The following is a 16,634-nucleotide window of genomic DNA, read 5'->3' as shown; positions in this document are numbered from 1 at the left end:
GAGAGGGAAAAAAACGAACCGCACAAAACCAACTATCCTTTCCCGCTTTTTATCTAAAAACGAATCGTTATGAGCGATTCATTTTTATTCCTTTATCAAAATTCCCGCGCCGGAAATACTGCCCTCATAACAACAAGGGGAGCAGACATTATGGCAATTTCATCGCGAATCACACTTCTCGGCGCACTGGCGCTGTGGGCATTTCAGGCGCAGGCGGTGGACGTCACCGTCGCGTATCAAACTTCTGCGGAACCGGCGAAAGTCGCGCAGGCGGACAACACCTTTGCGAAAGAGAGCGGCGCGAAAGTCGACTGGCGCAAGTTCGACAGCGGGGCGTCCGTCGTGCGTGCGTTAGCCTCCGGCGACGTGCAGATCGGCAATATCGGCTCCAGCCCGCTGGCGGTTGCGGCCAGCCAGCAGGTGCCGATCGAGGTTTTCCTGCTCGCCTCGCAGCTCGGTAACTCTGAAGCGCTGGTGGTGAAGAAAAACATCACCAAACCCGAAGATCTGATCGGCAAACGTATCGCCGTGCCGTTTATCTCCACCACCCACTACAGCCTGCTGGCGGCGCTCAAACACTGGGGCATCAAGCCGGGTCAGGTACAAATTATCAACCTGCAGCCGCCGGCGATTATCGCCGCCTGGCAGCGCGGGGATATTGACGGGGCTTACGTCTGGGCTCCGGCAGTGAACGAACTGGAAAAAGACGGCACCGTGCTGACCGACTCTGAAAAAGTGGGCCAGTGGGGCGCGCCAACCCTCGACGTGTGGGTCGTGCGCAAGGACTTCGCCGAGAAACATCCTGAAGTGGTGAAAGCCTTCGCCAAAAGCGCGATTGACGCCCAGCAGCCGTATATCAGCAACCCGGATGAATGGCTGAAGCAGCCCGCCAACCTGGAAAAACTCTCCCGCCTGAGCGGCGTGCCGGAAGCGGACGTGCCGGGGCTGGTGAAAGGCAATACCTATCTGACCCCCGCGCAGCAGGTGCAGCAGCTGACCGGGCCGGTGAACAAAGCGATTGTGGATACCGCCACCTTCCTGAAAGAGCAGGGCAAAGTGCCTGCGGTGGCGGCGGATTACAGCCAGTACGTGACCGATCGTTTTGTGAAATAAGGAGTCCGCCATGCTGAATATTACGAACCTGTACGCCGATTACGGCGGGAAACCCGCGCTGGAGGACATCAACCTGACGCTGGACAGCGGTGAACTGCTGGTGGTGCTGGGCCCGTCCGGGTGCGGAAAAACCACGCTGCTGAATCTGATCGCCGGGTTTGTCCCTTATCAGCATGGCACTATTCAACTGGAAGGCAAAAAGGTGGAAGGCCCGGGCGCCGAGCGCGGCGTGGTCTTCCAGAACGAAGGGTTGCTTCCCTGGCGCAACGTGCAGGAAAACGTGGCGTTTGGGCTACAGCTTGCGGGCATCAACCGCGAACAGCGGCTGGAAACGGCGCGGGCGATGCTGAAAAAAGTGGGGCTGGAAGGGGCGGAAAAACGCTTTATCTGGCAGCTTTCCGGCGGCCAGCGGCAGCGCGTCGGTATTGCCCGCGCGCTGGCCGCGAATCCGCAGCTGTTGCTGCTGGACGAGCCGTTCGGGGCGCTGGATGCCTTCACCCGCGAGCAGATGCAAACCCTGCTGCTGCGCCTGTGGCACGAGACGGGCAAGCAGGTGCTGCTGATTACCCACGATATCGAAGAGGCGGTGTTTATGGCGACGGAGCTGGTGCTGCTCTCGCCGGGGCCGGGCCGCGTGCTGGAGCGCTTGCCGCTGGATTTCGCCCGCCGCTACGTCGCGGGAGAGCCCGTGCGCAGCATCAAATCCGATCCGCTGTTTATCGAACAGCGTGAATACGTTTTAAGCCGCGTGTTTGAACAACGGGAGGCTTTCTCATGAGCATCGTCTTCAGTGAAAAAACGCGCCGCACGCGTCTGGCGCTGCGCTGGCCTTTCTCGCGCCAAATCACGTTGAGCGTCGGTACGCTGCTGGTGCTTCTGGCGGTGTGGTGGGCGGTTGCTGCCCAGCAGTGGGTCAGCCCGCTGTTTCTGCCGCCGCCGGGCCAGGTGCTGGCCAAACTCATTACCATCGCCGGGCCGCAGGGCTTTATGGATGCCACGCTCTGGCAGCATCTTGGAGCCAGTCTGGCGCGTATTCTGGTGGCGCTGCTGGCTGCCGTCATCATCGGCATTCCCGTGGGCATTGCGATGGGGCTGAGCCCGACGGTGCGCGGTATCCTCGATCCGCTGATTGAGCTTTACCGTCCAGTGCCGCCGCTGGCCTATCTGCCGCTGATGGTGATCTGGTTTGGCATCGGTGAAACGTCAAAAATCCTGCTGATTTATCTGGCGATTTTCGCCCCGGTTGCCATGTCGGCGCTGGCGGGCGTGAAGAGCGCCCAGCAGGTGCGGATCCGCGCGGCGCAGTCGCTGGGTGCCAGCCGCACGCAGGTGCTGCTGTTCGTGATTTTACCGGGCGCGCTGCCGGAGATTTTAACCGGGCTGCGCATCGGCCTTGGCGTGGGCTGGTCCACGCTGGTGGCGGCAGAGCTGATTGCGGCCACGCGCGGCCTTGGGTTTATGGTGCAGTCGGCGGGAGAGTTCCTGGCGACTGACGTGGTGCTGGCAGGGATCGCGGTGATCGCCGCGATCGCCTTCGGATTAGAACTGGGGCTGCGCGCGTTACAGCGCCGCCTGACGCCCTGGCATGGAGAAATACAATGAGTGAACGTCTGACCATTACCCCGCTGGGGCCGTACATTGGCGCGCAGGTGTCGGGCCTGGATGTGACCCGTCCGCTGAGCGATAACCAGTTCGAGCAGCTGTACCACGCGGTGCTGCGTCATCAGGTTGTTTTCCTGCGCGAACAGGCGATCACCCCGCAGCAGCAGCGCGCGCTGGCCCTGCGCTTTGGCGATCTGCATATCCACCCTGTCTATCCGCATGCGGAGGGGGTGGAGGAGATTATCGTTCTGGATACCCACAACGATAACCCGCCGGACAACGACAACTGGCATACCGACGTGACCTTTATCGAGACGCCGCCCGCCGGGGCGATTCTGGCGGCGAAGCTGCTGCCGGAAACCGGGGGGGATACGCTGTGGACCAGCGGGATTGCGGCGTATGAGGCGCTCTCCGCGCCGTTCCGGACGCTGCTGAGCGGGCTGCGGGCGGAGCACGACTTCAAAAAATCGTTCCAGGAGTACAAGTACCGCAAAACGGAAGAGGAGCATCAGCGCTGGCAGGAGGCGGTTGCGAAACATCCTCCATTGCTGCACCCGGTCGTGCGGACCCATCCGGTCACCGGCAAGCAGGCGCTGTTCGTGAACGAAGGGTTCACGACGCGCATTGTGGATGTGACGGAGAAAGAGAGCGAGGCGCTGTTAAGCTTCCTCTTCGCGCATATCACCAGGCCGGAGTTTCAGGTGCGCTGGCGCTGGCAGGAGAATGACCTGGCGATCTGGGATAACCGCGTGACGCAGCACTATGCCAATGCGGACTATCTTCCGCAGCGCCGGATTATGCAGCGGGCGACGATCCTGGGGGATAAGCCGTTCTACCGTGCGTCTTGATCCCCTCACCCTAACCCTCTCCCCAAAGGGGCGAGGGGACTGCCCGGTGCGGTTTTCACCCTCTCCCTGTTAGGGAGAGGGCTGGGGTGAGGGTATTAAATGCGCCTCTATATACCGCTGATAGCGGTTCGCCTTCAGGTAACACAAATCCACCAGCACCAGTCCGTCGACGCAGTCGTTAAACGCCGGGTCGCTGCCAAAATCAATAAACTGCACGCCGCCGGGTTCACACAGCTCGGAATACTGCTTGTAGAGCGGCGGAATGCCGCAGCCCAGATTGCCGAGCAGGGATTTGAGCTTTGTCAGATCGTCCACGTAATCCACGCCGCCAAACTGCGCGAGCACGTCCGGCAGTGATGCGGGATACGGCTGACGTGACGCGGCGAGCGGATGCGTTGCCGGGAACCACAGGCGGTAAAAGGCCACCAGCAGATCCCGCGCGGCAGGCGGTAAGCCGCCGGAAATGGAGACCGGGCCAAACAGGTAGCGGTAGTTCGGATAACGCGCCAGGTAAGCCCCAATGCCGGACCATAAATAGTCCAGGCCGCGGCGTCCCCAGTAGCGGGGCTGAATAAAGCTGCGCCCCAGCTCAATGCCGTGTTCCAGCACGTCCTGCATTTTGTCGTCGTAGTGGAACAGGCTATAGCTATACAACCCTTCCAGACCGCGACGTTCAACCTGTCTGGCGGTCGGCATAAAGCGATACGCGCCGACGATCTCCAGATCCTCATCATCCCACAGGATCAGGTGCAGATAATCATCATCGTAGCAGTCGGTGTCACGGCGTTTGCCGCTCCCTTCCTCGACCGCGCGAAAGGCAATCTCGCGCAGGCGGCCCAGCTCGCGCAGCAGCGGGGCGTCTTCCTGACCGTTGCGTTGCCAAAGATAAATGGTTTTACCGTCGCTGGTATTGCCCAGACATTCGGCCTGCGCCAGCGCGCGTTTAAGGGTGGCCCGGTCTTCCGGACGGGCAATGGCGCACTGGGTTTTAAAGACGCCAGGCAATCCCTTGCCAAGACGCATCACGTGCTGACGGCACTGTTCGGCCATCTCACGCGACGAAAGGGTGGCGCTGTGCCAGTGATGCCAGGCAATCTGCTGGCCGATTTTAATCGGCAGCTGGCTATGGCGGCGGCGGAACATCTGCTGCATCAGCAGCAGCATCGACAGCGTCGGGGAAACCAGCGTGCTGGCATAGAAGAGCAGGCTGTTATGCGCCTGAATATGCACCGGCAGCAGCGGGGCGCGCAGCTTGCTGGCGAGTTTGATAAAGCCAGAGTGCCACTTTTTGTCGCGAATGCCTTTGCGCGTGGGGCGGGAAACTTCTCCGGCCGGGAAGAAGATCAGCACGCCCGCGTTTTGCAGATGCTGTTCCATCTGCACCAGGGACGATTTCGCCGTCCTGCCGCCCATGTTATCCACCGGAATAAACAGCGAGCTGAGGGGCTCAAGGTGGGTCAGCATCCGGTTGGTCACGACTTTAACGTCGCGTCGCACGCGGGAGACGGCGTACATCAGCGCCAGGCCGTCCAGCGTACCCGTCGGGTGGTTGGCAATAATGACCAGCGGGCCATGTTCGGGGATTTGTTCAAGATCGCGGGCGGAAACGGTGCAGAGAATATCAAGGTGTTCCAGAACTTGCTCCACCATATCCAGTCCTTTCAGGTGGCGGTGTGCTGCGGCAAATTGCTGAAATTCGTCTTCGTAAAACAGTCTTTTTAACAGACTTTTTTGCCAGGGTGCAGGCCTCGCCTGAGGCCAAAGATCGTCGAGAACGCTATCGAGGCTAAACATGGTTACTCCTCCTGCCGTCTTGCGAAGACAGTAGAAGGAGCAGATGTCGGTTGTATTGCAGTTTGGTGAAGATTAGAGCAGGCCGGGTAAGGTGAAGCCGCTACCCGGCGCTAGAGCGGATTAACGCAGGATTTTCTTCTCGGCCAGACCCAGCGCGAAGTAGCTGAAGATCAGATCCGCGCCTGCGCGTTTGATGGCGCCGAGGCTTTCGAGGACCACTTTCTCTTCATCAATCGCACCGGCCAGCGCGGCGAATTTGATCATCGCGTACTCGCCGCTGACCTGGTAAGCGCCCAATGGCAGCTCGGTGCGCTCGCGGATGTCGCGCAGGATATCGAGATACGCGCCCGCTGGTTTCACCATCAGGCAGTCTGCGCCCTGGGCTTCGTCGAGCAGGGATTCGCGAATCGCTTCCCGACGGTTCAGCGGGTTCATCTGATAGGTTTTACGATCGCCCTTCAGCGCCGTACCGGCCGCTTCGCGGAACGGGCCGTAGAAGGAGGAGGCAAATTTGGTGGAGTAAGACATGATTGCGGTGTCGGTAAAGCCCGCCGCGTCCAGCGCCTGACGGATCGCCTGAACCTGTCCGTCCATTGCGGCAGAGGGCGCGATGAAGTCCGCACCGGCAGCGGCAGCCACGACCGCCTGTTTGCCGAGGTTCAGCAGGGTGGCATCGTTATCGACACCGTGATCGCACAGCACGCCGCAGTGGCCGTGAGAGGTATATTCGCAGAAGCAGGTGTCTGACATTACCACCATTTCCGGCACGGTCTCTTTGCAGATGCGCGACATGCGGGCAACGAGGCCATCTTCTTTCCACGCGTCGCTGCCGGTGGCATCGGTATGGTGAGAGATGCCGAAGGTCATCACCGAGCGGATCCCCGCGTTGGCGATGCGTTCAATCTCACGCGCCAGATATTTCTCCGGAATGCGCATTACGCCCGGCATGGCTTCGATGGCTTTGTAGTCATCGATCTCTTCTTCGACAAAAATCGGCAACACCAGATCGTTTAAGGTCAGGGTTGTCTCTTCAAACATAGCGCGCAGTGCAGGTGACTTGCGCAGGCGGCGGGGACGTGCAATTAAATCGGTCATGGTATGCCTGATGTTTGTGGAACAAAGAAGGCTAGTGTACCTCAAAGTGAAGACAGGTGTTTTGGTAAAAGTGGGCATTTTATTTTTGTAAAATGTGATGGGTCTGGCTTTCTGGCATCAATATATAATGCAGGGCAGTATAACGCCGAAATGGAGATGAGTTATTCATATTGTTTTTATATTAAATAGAAAACATCATTGAAAATGATTCATTATATATTTTTATATGTGTCTTATTGTTGTGTCTGTATTTTAATGCTTTGTTTTTATAATATTTATCTGTAGTGACAGATGCTTTCTCGGTTTTGATGTGTTATTAGTCTGGATACGGACTTAATGGAAACATTCATTGAACCTTTTCGAAATGAAAATGCATAATTCCCTCCGCAATTAAACATTGCAAAATCATTGATGGACAAACTTGCTTACGTCCCTGAGGAGGGATGACCCAATGCAAACATGGAAAAAGAAACTCGTTGTATCTCAACTTGCATTAGCCTGCACCCTGGCTATCGCTTCTCAGGCAAATGCGAAGGATATTTCCGGTACGACATATAATACATTCGGATACGATAATACCGCTTCCACTCCCTGGTATTATGGCTATGCCGACTGGGATTACTCAGGCGCTACCCATGACGGTGATATTTATCCGGTGATTAATAAAAGCACCGTGAATGGTGTTATTTCAACATACTATCTGGATGATGGCATCAATGGTCGGGCGAATGCATTAAGCATTTCCAACAGTACCATTAATGGCATGATTACCTCTAAGTGTATGACCCCCTCGTGTGCTGACGGCGTGGATACCGATGGCACCAACCATTCTCAATACGATCGTTTTAGCCTGACCGTAGATAATTCCACCATTAACGATACCTATGAGCATTATGCGTATGATGTCGTGAATGGGGAAAATACGGAAAGACACTATCTGGATACGTATAATCTGGGTAATGCGATCACCCTGGATGTGGAGTCCGATATTGTTATCCAGAACAATTCCCACATTGCCGGTATTACCCTGACGCAGGGTTATCAGGAGCCGGATAATACACCTTACGACGGTGTGGAAGGCGTAGCCAACAGCAGCAAAGTATTTACCGACACGCTGGTGGTGAAAGACTCCGTACTGACCTCAGGCGCGTACCGCGATCTGGGGACCAGCGGGTTCTACGGTCAAACCGCGAAACCGAGCGACTACGGTGAAACGAATGCCACGCCAGCAGATGATGCGGCGCTGATCGTTGCCGCTAGCGCGTCTGATAACGCGATGCAGACCACTGCCACGTTCGATCATTCCACCGTTACTGGCGATATTCTGTTCTCCAGCACCTTCGACAACAACTTCTATCCGAACGGCGATCCGGCAACGGATACGACTGCAGACGGTGTCTATAACCCAACCACCAACGGCTGGGATGGCACCGATAAGCTGGATGTCACCCTGACCAACGGCAGCAAATGGGTCGGCGCAGCACAGTCCAGCGTCGAGGCTATCGGCCCAGCGCAGATGTATGGACTGGGCTACAGCAACGTAGACTGGAGTAGCTTATCCCCTAACAGCATTTGGCCGGATTCCATTTATGACAGCAACGGACACGTTGCGGGTGAAGCTGTGTATCAGAGCGGGCTGTTTAACATCGCGCTGGATAACGGCTCTGAGTGGGATACCCGCAAGCTTTCAAACATCGACACGCTGACGGTAAACAACCAGTCTCAGGTTAACGTTGAAGACTCTGATCTGCTGGCGGACTCCATCACCCTGACCAATGCTTCATCAATGAATATTGGAGACAGCGGTGCTGTGGCGACCGACCATCTGTATCTGGACAGCTATAGCCGTGCGGCACTGACGGAAGAAACGTCCCAACTGTATGCCAACACCATCACCGTGGATAACGGTGCTGAGCTGGCGCTGGGGCTGGGTCAGGTTGATACGCATAATATGGAACTGACCGATGGCGGGGTGCTGAACGTTGCCAGTCGTGATTACGTCCTGAACAGCGATCTGAACAACGCACGCTATATCACTAACGATAAGTACAATGCCGATTACGACTATGGTGTTGTGGCGATTAACTCAGATGGCCATCTGTCAGTTAACGGTGATGTTGCAGGTAACTACCAGGTGCGCATCGACGATGCGACCGGTGCCGGTTCCGTTGCCGATTACAAAAACAAAGAGATTATTCGCGTCTATGACAATAACGCGGATACCACAGCCAGCTTTACTGCCGCAAACAAAGCCGATTTAGGTGCTTACACCTATCAGGCGCAGCAGCAGGGTGACGCCGTTGTCCTTCAGCAGAAAGAGCTGACTGACTCTGCCAACATTGCGCTGAGCATCCCATCTGCCAATACCAATATCTGGAATCTGCAGCAGGATACCGTCGGCACGCGTCTGACCAACAGCCGTCACGGCCTGGCGGATAACGGCGGGGCGTGGGTGAGCTACTTCGGTGGCAACTTCGACGGTGACAATGGCGTTATCAGCTACGATCAGGACGTGAGCGGTATTATGGTGGGTCTGGACACCCAGATTGACGGTAATAACGCGAAGTGGATCGTCGGTGGTGCGGCAGGTTTCGCGAAGGGTGATATCAGCGATCGTACCGGTCAGGTCGATCAGGATAGCCAGACAGCGATGATCTATGCGTCAGCGAAGTTCATGAACGATCTGTTCCTCGACAGCTCCCTGAGCTACACCCGCTTCAACAGCGATCTCTCTGCCAACATGAGCAACGGTAAGTATGTTGACGGCAATACCACGAATGATGCTGTTGGTTTTGGGCTGAAGCTGGGCTATGACTGGAAACCAAACCTCTCTGGCTACGTTACGCCATATGCAGCCGTATCTGGCCTGTTCCAGTCTGGCGATGATTATCGTCTGAGCAATGACATGCGCGTAGATGGACAATCATACGATAGCCTGCGTTATGAACTCGGTGTTGATACGGGTTACACCTTCAACTACGGCGGCGAACAGGCTCTGACGCCTTACTTCAAACTGGCCTACGTCTATGACGATGCCGATAACAATGCCGATATTAACGGTGACAGCATTGATAACGGCGTGAAAGGCTCCGCTGTGCGGGTAGGGCTGGGCACCCAGTTTAGCTTCACGAAGAACTTCAGTGCGTACACCGATGCCACTTATCTGGGCGGCGGCGACGTTGATCAGAACTGGGGCGCAAATCTGGGCGTGAAATATACCTGGTAATGAATAAAAGCGGGGGAGTGGTTATCTCCCCCGCTTTTTATAGAAGCAATAAAAATAATATTGGACCGACAAATACGGATGACTTGAGGTCTGCATGAACGTTAATGCGAAACCGCTTTCTGAATTACGCCGGCTCGAACAGTATTTAACAGCGGCCAGTACCCCTTTTACATGTGCGCCCCAGCAATTAATTACGTCAGGCGAATGGAATGAGCCTTGTACGATCGTATTACAAACCGGCGTTATTGAGGTTTATCGAACTTCTGATGAATTGCTGGTGGGGATTGCGACTGCCCCTTTTATATTCGGGCTGTCTACGGTGGTGATTAATCACTCTCACGAATACAGGGTGATTGCTAAAACGGCCTGTACCGGTTTTTATTTGCCCACGGAAACCACCCGTCAACTCATCCAGCAGTATTCACTCTGGAAAGAGGCCTTCTGCTGGTTATCCTGGATAACTTACATTCTTGAGAAACGCGATAAGCAGCTGGTGGGAAATAATTCCTATCACCAGATCCGCTCGATGCTGCTGAATATGGCGGAATGGGATGAAACGCTGCGTTCAAAAATCGGTGTGATGAATCATATTCAACAGAGCACACGAATTTCACGTTCCGTTGTTGCCGAGGTGCTTGCCGCCCTGAGGCAGGGAAACTATATCAACATGAGCCGGGGCAAGCTGGTCAGCATCAACCGCTTGCCCACGGAATATTAGATTAGTTAGACGCGGTGAGAACCTGGGCTTTATTGGCGCTCAGTTCAGCCACTAAGTTATTAATCCCGTCACTCATATTGACGAAACGCGTATGCGGGGAGCGGGTGACCACCACAAATGCGCCCACGTTTGACTGCGGGATCATGGCCATATAGGTGATGAATCCGCCGCCGCCGCCGGTTTTCTGAATAATACCCGGACGGCCATTTTTCGGAGCCATATAGACCCAGCCCATACCGAGCGCGTCGGCTTTACCCGGCACGTCCATCCCGATGACGCGTTGCAGCTGAGTGCGCTGATAAATCAGGGTCTGCATGCGATCGGCCTGGCTGCTGCGTGCGTAGAAATCTGAGGAAAGGAACTGTTGCATCCAGCGCATCATGTCGCCAGGTGTGGAATAGACCCCGCCGCTGCCCACGGCCGCCAGCGTATTATTACAGGGGCTAGCGCCTTTCTCCGCCACCATCAGGCGACGACACTGATCCGGAGACGGGGTAAAGGTGGTGTCTTTCATACCCAGCGGACGGGTTATCTGTTCTTCAAACAGCTGCGTGTAGGGTTTACCAGCCGCCGTTGAAAGGGCGTCCGCCAGCAGGTCAAAGGCCAGGTTTGAATAAGAGGCCTGCGAACCCGGCGCCACCTTCAGCGTGGCGGTACTCAGGTAGCTCCAGCGCTGGTCGCGCGTTGGCCAGACAAATACGTCACGGTGCGCCGCCCCGCCTGGCTGCTCACGCGGCAGGGCGCTGGTGTGGGTGGCAAGGTTCACAAGCCGAATCGGCGTACCCTGATAGGTTGGAACCCGGGCGCCTGGAGGCGCGTATTTGCTGAGCGGGTCGTCGAGTTTTACCACGCCCTGATCGAGCAATTTCACCAGCATTTCGCTGGTCATCAGCTTGGTTAAGGACGCGATGCGAATAACGGAATCCAGCTGCGGGTGAACGTTATTTCCTGGGCGCGTCTCGCCAAAGCTTCGGAACACACGCTGGTTGCCGTCGATGACGACCATCGCCATCCCGGTCGCACCGCTGCCGTAATAGATAAGGTTCGCGTAGCGGTCGGCAATATCTGAAGCTAAAACGGGCGCCGTCAGCGGTTGGGCTGCCTGGGCGGTAGAAAAGCTCACCGCACACAGCGCGGCAAAAGAGAGCAGACAACGTTTCAACGAAAAGCATCCATGAAGTGAATGAAGAAAGTAATGGGTATTTATACTACTAATCGGTACCGCGCAATGCCCCGAATTGCATAACGATAGCGAGAAAAACGTAACCATGGGTAAATATGAACAATTTACTTACGAGCCATCTCCCATTTTGTGACATCGGGCTTATGATAGGCACCAGTGTCACTCAATCTTACGGAGAACGGTATGTCTGAGAAGCGTGTGGTTATGGTTGTCGATATGCAGAACGGGGTATTTGAAACCCCTCGTCATCAGCGCGAAAAATGTGTCTCTCTGATCAACCAGCTTACGCAGGCAGCCGACAAGGTCATTTTTATTCAGCATACCGATGCAGGGGGCCTGGAAGAGGGAAGTGAAGGGTTTGCGCTACTGCCTGAACTCCATCAGCCAGCTGACGCGCTATATGTGACCAAAACCGCCTGTGATGCCTTCTATAACACCGTGCTTGAGGCGCTGCTGCGTGAGCAGGGCATTCGCGAGTTTGTCATCTGCGGCTGCGCCACCGATTACTGCGTCGATGCGACGATCAAGAACGGCGTCAGCCGGGGTTATCACATCACCGTGGCGGAAGATGCCCATACTACCGCCAATCGCCCGGCGGCAGATGCGCAGATCCTGATTAACCACCACAACGACGTCTGGCGTAACTTCATCGCGCCGGCGAATCCTCTCGCGGTGAAACGCACCGAAACAATTCTCGAAAACTGGAAAGCGAACTAATAATCAACCCTCGGGTCTGACCTTTTTGCCTGAGTCGGGAGGCTGGCCTGGGCAGGTTTTTCGTGTGGTAACGTGTTGTGCACAGCAACAGCCATAACAACAAGAAGGAAGCATTATGTTTAAGTCTTTTTTCCCAAAGCCGGGGCCTTTTTTCCTGTCGGCATTTATTTGGGCACTCATCGCTGTCATTTTCTGGCAGGCGGGCGGCGGCGCATGGCTGACGCGCATCACGGGAGCAACGGGCGAGGTGCCGATTAGCGCGGCGCGCTTCTGGTCGCTCAGCTATCTACTGTTTTACGCCTACTACACGGTGTGCGTAGGGCTGTTTGCCCTGTTCTGGTTTATGTATTCTCCGCACCGCTGGCAGTACTGGTCTATCCTCGGCACATCGCTAATTATCTTTGTAACCTGGTTCCTCGTGGAGGTGGGCGTGGCGGTTAACGCCTGGTATGCGCCGTTCTACGATCTGATCCAGACCGCGCTGAGCTCGCCGCATAAGGTGACCATCAACCAGTTCTATCATGAAGTCGGCGTCTTCCTCGGTATCGCCCTTATTGCGGTGATTATCGGCGTGATGAACAACTTCTTCGTCAGCCACTACGTTTTCCGCTGGCGTACCGCGATGAACGAACATTATATGGCGCACTGGCAGCACCTGCGCCATATCGAAGGTGCCGCACAGCGTGTGCAGGAAGACACCATGCGTTTTGCCTCCACCCTTGAAGACATGGGCGTCAGCTTTATCAACGCCATCATGACGCTGATCGCCTTCCTGCCGGTGCTGGTGACGCTCTCGGCGCACGTGCCGGATCTGCCGATTGTCGGCCATATTCCTTATGGTCTGGTGATTGCCGCGATCGTCTGGTCGCTGATGGGCACGGGCCTGCTGGCGGTGGTGGGGATCAAACTGCCGGGCCTGGAGTTTAAAAATCAACGCGTGGAAGCCGCTTACCGTAAAGAACTGGTTTACGGCGAAGATGACGCCAACCGCGCCTCGCCGCCAACCGTCCGCGAGCTGTTTGGCGCCGTGCGTCGTAACTACTTCCGACTCTACTTCCACTATATGTATTTCAACATTGCCCGTATTTTATATCTGCAGGTGGATAACGTTTTCGGTTTGTTCCTGCTGTTCCCGTCGATTGTTGCGGGTACGATTACGCTCGGTCTGATGACGCAGATCACCAACGTGTTCGGTCAGGTTCGCGGGTCGTTCCAGTACCTGATCAGCTCCTGGACCACCCTGGTAGAACTGATGTCCATCTACAAACGTCTGCGCAGTTTTGAACGTGAGCTGGACGATCGTGACCTGCAGGAAGTCACCAACACATTTAGCTAATACAGGAAGTTGCTATGTCTTTTGCCGTACCGCGCGCGTTACCGTTGTCCTTGCTGGCCGCTCTTGTGCTGGCAGGCTGTGCCGAAAAAGGGGCCGCTCCGCTCAAAAAGGGGGAGAAGCCCGTCGATGTGGCGAGCGTTGTGCGGCAGAAAATGCCCGCCAGCGTGAAGGATCGCAACGCGTGGGCAGATGCGCTGGCAAAAACCTTTGAAAGCCAAAAGATCGCGCCGACCGAGGAGAATATCTGCTCGGTGCTGGCGGTGGCGCAGCAGGAGTCGATGTATCAGTCAGACCCGGTGGTGCCGGGCCTGAACAAAATTGCCTGGAAAGAGATCGACCGCCGCGCGGAGTCCATGCATATCCCGGTTTTCCTCGTGCATACCGCGCTTAAAATCACCTCGCCGAACGGCAAAAGCTACAGCGAACGGCTGGACGCGGTGAAAACCGAAAAACAGCTCAGCGCCATCTTTGATGATTTCATCAGTATGGTCCCGATGGGGCAGAAGCTGTTTGGCTCACTGAACCCGGTACATACCGGTGGCCCGATGCAGGTGAGCATTGCGTTCGCGGAGAAGCATACCGACGGCTACCCGTGGAAAATCGACGGTACGGTACGCCAGGAGGTCTTCTCCCTGCGCGGTGGGCTATGGTTCGGCACGTATCATCTGCTGAACTATCCGGCGAACTACAATGAGCCGCTGTACCGCTTTGCCGACTTTAACGCGGGCTGGTACGCCAGCCGTAACGCGGCATTCCAGAGTGCGGTCAGCCGCGCAAGCGGCGTCAAGCTCGCACTGGACGGCGATCTCATCGCTTACGGCAGCAGCGAGGCGGGAAGCACCGAGCTGGCAGTACGGAAATTATCCACCACGCTTGGCTTGAGCAATAGCGACATTCGTCATCAGCTTGAGAAAGGCGATAGCCTGGCATTTGAGAAAACGGATCTGTACAACAAGGTGTTTGCGCTTGCAGAGAAGAAGAGTGGGAAAGCGTTACCGAGGGCTATCCTGCCGGGGATCCAGCTGGAAAGCCCGAAGATCACGCGTAACCTGACCACCGCATGGTTCGCAAAACGCGTGGACGATCGTCGGGCGCGCTGTATGGGGCTTTAACGGCGACGGCGAAAGCGCAAAACTAACGCCACAACGCCCAGAATCATACATCCCGCGAGGAAGGGGATCAGGCCGAACAGGGTGCTGACGCCAAAGCCAATCTCAACTCGCGGGCGTCCGTTATCCTGCACCTGCATCAGGTGTTCATAAACGCCCGGCGCATGGACCAGCATATTGAGCAGCTGTGAGCCGGCCCAGAAGCAGAACAGGACAAACAGGGCATAAGCGATATTACCCGCCGTGGAGGTTTTTGGTTTGCCGCCAAAAATCGGTTTCGACAATGTAAAGTCAGCCATGTTGACCTCCCGTGGTATCACTCTGTTTTAATACGCGTCTTACGGGGTGAGTTTGACAGGTCATCGCATTTGTCAATATCAGAATCGTGGTAATTTACGCGCCGGAATCCTCCTGGATTGTCGATTTCTGCAGCACATCACAATTTCATCACTTAAGTGAAATTGCGTCGCGTTTCAGAATTTCCGTATCTGCCACAGACCTGGCCGTAAAACTGTGAGAGGATGTCTTTTTTTCCTGCCGGAGTTGTTATGAAGCTCACGTCCAAACTACGCCGTGACTGGCACTACTACGCCTTTGCTATCGGGCTGATCTTTATTCTTAATGGTGTCGTGGGCCTGTTGGGGTTTGAAGCAAAAGGATGGCAAACCTATGCCGTCGGGCTGGTGACCTGGGTGATAAGTTTCTGGCTGGCGGGGTTGATTATCCGCCGTCGTCCTGAAGAGACGACAGCGGATGATGCGAAGCGCGCCGATTAACCGTTTACGGAACTTTTAAGCGCGCTGTCGGCGGCGTGACGCTCCAGCGCCAGTTCGATCAGGCGGGTGATCAGTTCCGGGTAGCTCAGGCCGCTGGCCTGCCACAGTTTCGGATACATGCTGATGTTTGTGAACCCCGGCAGCGTGTTGATTTCATTGATCACCACTTCGTTTTCCGGCGTCAGGAACACATCCACGCGCGCCATGCCGCAGCAGCCGAGCGTCTGATAAGCGCGAATGGCGATCGCCCGGATCTTATCGTTAATCGCCGGATCGATATCCGCAGGAACGACAACCTGCGCGCCTTTGTCATCAATGTATTTGGTGTCGTACGAGTAGAAGTCGCTGTTTAAGACCACTTCGCCGCAGGTGCTCGCCTGTGGAAAATCGTTGCCCAGCACGGCGCACTCAATTTCACGGCCTTTGATGCCCTGCTCAACCACCACTTTATGGTCGAACTCAAACGCCAGACGGACGGCCTGCGTGAACTCTGCTTCGCTGGTGACTTTGCTGACGCCCACGGAGGAGCCCTGGTTTGCCGGCTTCACAAACAGCGGCAGACCCAGCTCTCCGCTAATTTGCGCGAAGCTGTGCTTGTCGCGGTTGGCGCGGGTGAGGGTCACAAATGGCGCAATATTCAGCCCGGCATCGCGCAGCAGGCGTTTGGTGACGTCTTTGTCCATGCACGCGGCAGAGCCGAGGACGTCCGAGCCGACGAACGGCAGGTTGGCCATGCGCAGCATTCCCTGCAGGGAACCATCTTCGCCCAGGGTGCCGTGAACGATAGGGAAGACAACGTCGATCTGGGCGAGAGCCTGTGCGTTGCCGGCGTCGATGAGCTGCCCCTTCGCGACGCCGGGTACGGTGGCGACGCTCACTTCCGAAGGATTAAGGGCGATATGCGCCGGATCGTGAGCATTCAGCAGATACTGGCTGGCATCGTTAACGTGCCACTGCCCCTGTTTATCAATGCCCAGCAGCACCACGTCGAAACGGCTTTTATCGATCGCATCAACGATATTTTTGGCCGATTGCAATGACACTTCGTGCTCCGCTGATTTTCCCCCAAAGACAATACCTACGCGCTGCTTAGCCATCTCACTCTCTTCCAGTCTGA

General features: G+C 56.0%; 15 protein-coding genes. 10 read left to right on the top strand and 5 right to left on the bottom strand.

All coding sequences use genetic code 11. The features are described 5' to 3' along the window. Positions 1-150: 150 nt before the first annotated feature. Genes tauA through tauD form a run of 4 tightly spaced genes read left to right on the top strand, consistent with a single transcriptional unit; the run spans position 151 to position 3,563 of the window. Positions 151-1,113, top strand: a complete 963-nt coding sequence (gene tauA, locus HCH49_RS11990; protein WP_023293188.1) for a taurine ABC transporter substrate-binding protein — start codon at positions 151-153, stop codon at positions 1,111-1,113. A gap of 10 nt (positions 1,114-1,123) precedes the next feature. Further along, on the top strand, positions 1,124-1,891 hold the full coding sequence (tauB, locus tag HCH49_RS11985; RefSeq protein ID WP_023334655.1) for a taurine ABC transporter ATP-binding subunit: 768 nt from the start codon (positions 1,124-1,126) through the stop codon (positions 1,889-1,891). Further along, positions 1,888-2,715: a taurine ABC transporter permease TauC gene (gene tauC / locus HCH49_RS11980; protein ID WP_010427972.1), complete on the top strand. Its 828-nt coding sequence runs from the start codon at positions 1,888-1,890 to the stop codon at positions 2,713-2,715. Before tauB ends, tauC begins: the two co-directional genes overlap by 4 nt. After that, the gene (gene tauD, locus HCH49_RS11975) at positions 2,712-3,563 is read left to right on the top strand and encodes a taurine dioxygenase (RefSeq protein WP_221702731.1); all 852 of its coding nucleotides are present in this window, start codon (positions 2,712-2,714) and stop codon (positions 3,561-3,563) included. Before tauC ends, tauD begins: the two co-directional genes overlap by 4 nt. 69 nt (positions 3,564-3,632) lie before the next feature. Here tauD and HCH49_RS11970 read toward each other — a convergent pair whose 3' ends face one another. Beyond that, positions 3,633-5,357 (bottom strand): lysophospholipid acyltransferase family protein, encoded by a 1,725-nt coding sequence (locus HCH49_RS11970; RefSeq protein ID WP_033144733.1) that lies wholly within the window; start codon positions 5,355-5,357, stop codon positions 3,633-3,635. A 120-nt stretch (positions 5,358-5,477) separates the two neighbouring features. After that, positions 5,478-6,452 (bottom strand): porphobilinogen synthase, encoded by a 975-nt coding sequence (gene hemB, locus HCH49_RS11965; protein ID WP_221702730.1) that lies wholly within the window; start codon positions 6,450-6,452, stop codon positions 5,478-5,480. A gap of 451 nt (positions 6,453-6,903) precedes the next feature. On the opposite strand from hemB, the gene HCH49_RS11960 reads away from it, so the two are divergent. Together HCH49_RS11960 and HCH49_RS11955 are read left to right on the top strand one after the other, a co-directional pair. Continuing rightward, complete coding sequence (locus tag HCH49_RS11960; RefSeq protein WP_221702729.1) at positions 6,904-9,678, top strand: autotransporter outer membrane beta-barrel domain-containing protein; 2,775 nt, start codon at positions 6,904-6,906, stop codon at positions 9,676-9,678. A gap of 94 nt (positions 9,679-9,772) precedes the next feature. Beyond that, entirely contained in the window at positions 9,773-10,396 is a 624-nt protein-coding gene (locus tag HCH49_RS11955) for a helix-turn-helix domain-containing protein (RefSeq protein WP_033144736.1), read from the top strand. Between the two features lies 1 nt (position 10,397). Here HCH49_RS11955 and ampH read toward each other — a convergent pair whose 3' ends face one another. Next, a complete protein-coding gene (gene ampH, locus HCH49_RS11950) occupies positions 10,398-11,558 on the bottom strand; it encodes a D-alanyl-D-alanine-carboxypeptidase/endopeptidase AmpH (protein WP_221702728.1) in 1,161 nt (386 codons plus the stop codon). Between the two features lie 204 nt (positions 11,559-11,762). On the opposite strand from ampH, the gene HCH49_RS11945 reads away from it, so the two are divergent. The 3 genes from HCH49_RS11945 to HCH49_RS11935 all read left to right on the top strand — a co-directional run bounded on the left by HCH49_RS11945 (position 11,763) and on the right by HCH49_RS11935 (position 14,744). Further along, on the top strand, positions 11,763-12,296 hold the full coding sequence (locus HCH49_RS11945; RefSeq protein ID WP_221702727.1) for an isochorismatase family protein: 534 nt from the start codon (positions 11,763-11,765) through the stop codon (positions 12,294-12,296). Between the two features lie 115 nt (positions 12,297-12,411). Beyond that, positions 12,412-13,632 carry a peptide antibiotic transporter SbmA gene (gene sbmA / locus HCH49_RS11940; protein WP_033144739.1) on the top strand — a complete coding sequence of 407 codons (1,221 nt, stop codon included), beginning with the start codon at positions 12,412-12,414 and terminating at the stop codon, positions 13,630-13,632. Between the two features lie 14 nt (positions 13,633-13,646). Further along, positions 13,647-14,744 (top strand): DUF1615 domain-containing protein, encoded by a 1,098-nt coding sequence (locus HCH49_RS11935; protein WP_126796918.1) that lies wholly within the window; start codon positions 13,647-13,649, stop codon positions 14,742-14,744. Here HCH49_RS11935 and HCH49_RS11930 read toward each other — a convergent pair. Then, positions 14,741-15,040, bottom strand: coding sequence for a DUF2755 family protein (locus HCH49_RS11930; RefSeq protein ID WP_008503287.1), 300 nt, complete (start codon positions 15,038-15,040; stop codon positions 14,741-14,743). The two genes, HCH49_RS11935 and HCH49_RS11930, sit on opposite strands and share 4 nt — an antisense overlap. A gap of 249 nt (positions 15,041-15,289) precedes the next feature. On the opposite strand from HCH49_RS11930, the gene HCH49_RS11925 reads away from it, so the two are divergent. Beyond that, positions 15,290-15,517 carry a DUF2754 domain-containing protein gene (locus tag HCH49_RS11925; protein WP_094934777.1) on the top strand — a complete coding sequence of 76 codons (228 nt, stop codon included), beginning with the start codon at positions 15,290-15,292 and terminating at the stop codon, positions 15,515-15,517. Here HCH49_RS11925 and ddlA read toward each other — a convergent pair. Next, positions 15,514-16,614: a D-alanine--D-alanine ligase gene (ddlA, locus tag HCH49_RS11920; RefSeq protein WP_033144742.1), complete on the bottom strand. Its 1,101-nt coding sequence runs from the start codon at positions 16,612-16,614 to the stop codon at positions 15,514-15,516. The two genes, HCH49_RS11925 and ddlA, sit on opposite strands and share 4 nt — an antisense overlap. Positions 16,615-16,634: the final 20 nt, after the last annotated feature.

The organism is Enterobacter sp. Y17, from assembly GCF_019730495.1.
GTDB classification, from domain to species: Bacteria; Pseudomonadota; Gammaproteobacteria; order Enterobacterales; family Enterobacteriaceae; genus Enterobacter; species Enterobacter asburiae_B.
Note: the sequence above shows the minus strand (reverse complement) of the source record. Positions and strands in the feature narration are given on the sequence as shown.

What these genes read in the sequence shown, in the direction of transcription:
- tauA (WP_023293188.1), top strand. Translation starts at nt 151, where the DNA reads ATGGCAATTTCATCGCGAATCACACTTCTCGGCGCACTGGCGCTGTGG.
- tauB (WP_023334655.1), top strand. Translation starts at nt 1,124, where the DNA reads ATGCTGAATATTACGAACCTGTACGCCGATTACGGCGGGAAACCCGCG.
- tauC (WP_010427972.1), top strand. Translation starts at nt 1,888, where the DNA reads ATGAGCATCGTCTTCAGTGAAAAAACGCGCCGCACGCGTCTGGCGCTG.
- tauD (WP_221702731.1), top strand. Translation starts at nt 2,712, where the DNA reads ATGAGTGAACGTCTGACCATTACCCCGCTGGGGCCGTACATTGGCGCG.
- HCH49_RS11970 (WP_033144733.1), bottom strand. Translation starts at nt 5,357, where the DNA reads ATGTTTAGCCTCGATAGCGTTCTCGACGATCTTTGGCCTCAGGCGAGG.
- hemB (WP_221702730.1), bottom strand. Translation starts at nt 6,452, where the DNA reads ATGACCGATTTAATTGCACGTCCCCGCCGCCTGCGCAAGTCACCTGCA.
- HCH49_RS11960 (WP_221702729.1), top strand. Translation starts at nt 6,904, where the DNA reads ATGCAAACATGGAAAAAGAAACTCGTTGTATCTCAACTTGCATTAGCC.
- HCH49_RS11955 (WP_033144736.1), top strand. Translation starts at nt 9,773, where the DNA reads ATGAACGTTAATGCGAAACCGCTTTCTGAATTACGCCGGCTCGAACAG.
- HCH49_RS11945 (WP_221702727.1), top strand. Translation starts at nt 11,763, where the DNA reads ATGTCTGAGAAGCGTGTGGTTATGGTTGTCGATATGCAGAACGGGGTA.
- sbmA (WP_033144739.1), top strand. Translation starts at nt 12,412, where the DNA reads ATGTTTAAGTCTTTTTTCCCAAAGCCGGGGCCTTTTTTCCTGTCGGCA.
- HCH49_RS11935 (WP_126796918.1), top strand. Translation starts at nt 13,647, where the DNA reads ATGTCTTTTGCCGTACCGCGCGCGTTACCGTTGTCCTTGCTGGCCGCT.
- HCH49_RS11930 (WP_008503287.1), bottom strand. Translation starts at nt 15,040, where the DNA reads ATGGCTGACTTTACATTGTCGAAACCGATTTTTGGCGGCAAACCAAAA.
- HCH49_RS11925 (WP_094934777.1), top strand. Translation starts at nt 15,290, where the DNA reads ATGAAGCTCACGTCCAAACTACGCCGTGACTGGCACTACTACGCCTTT.
- ddlA (WP_033144742.1), bottom strand. Translation starts at nt 16,614, where the DNA reads ATGGCTAAGCAGCGCGTAGGTATTGTCTTTGGGGGAAAATCAGCGGAG.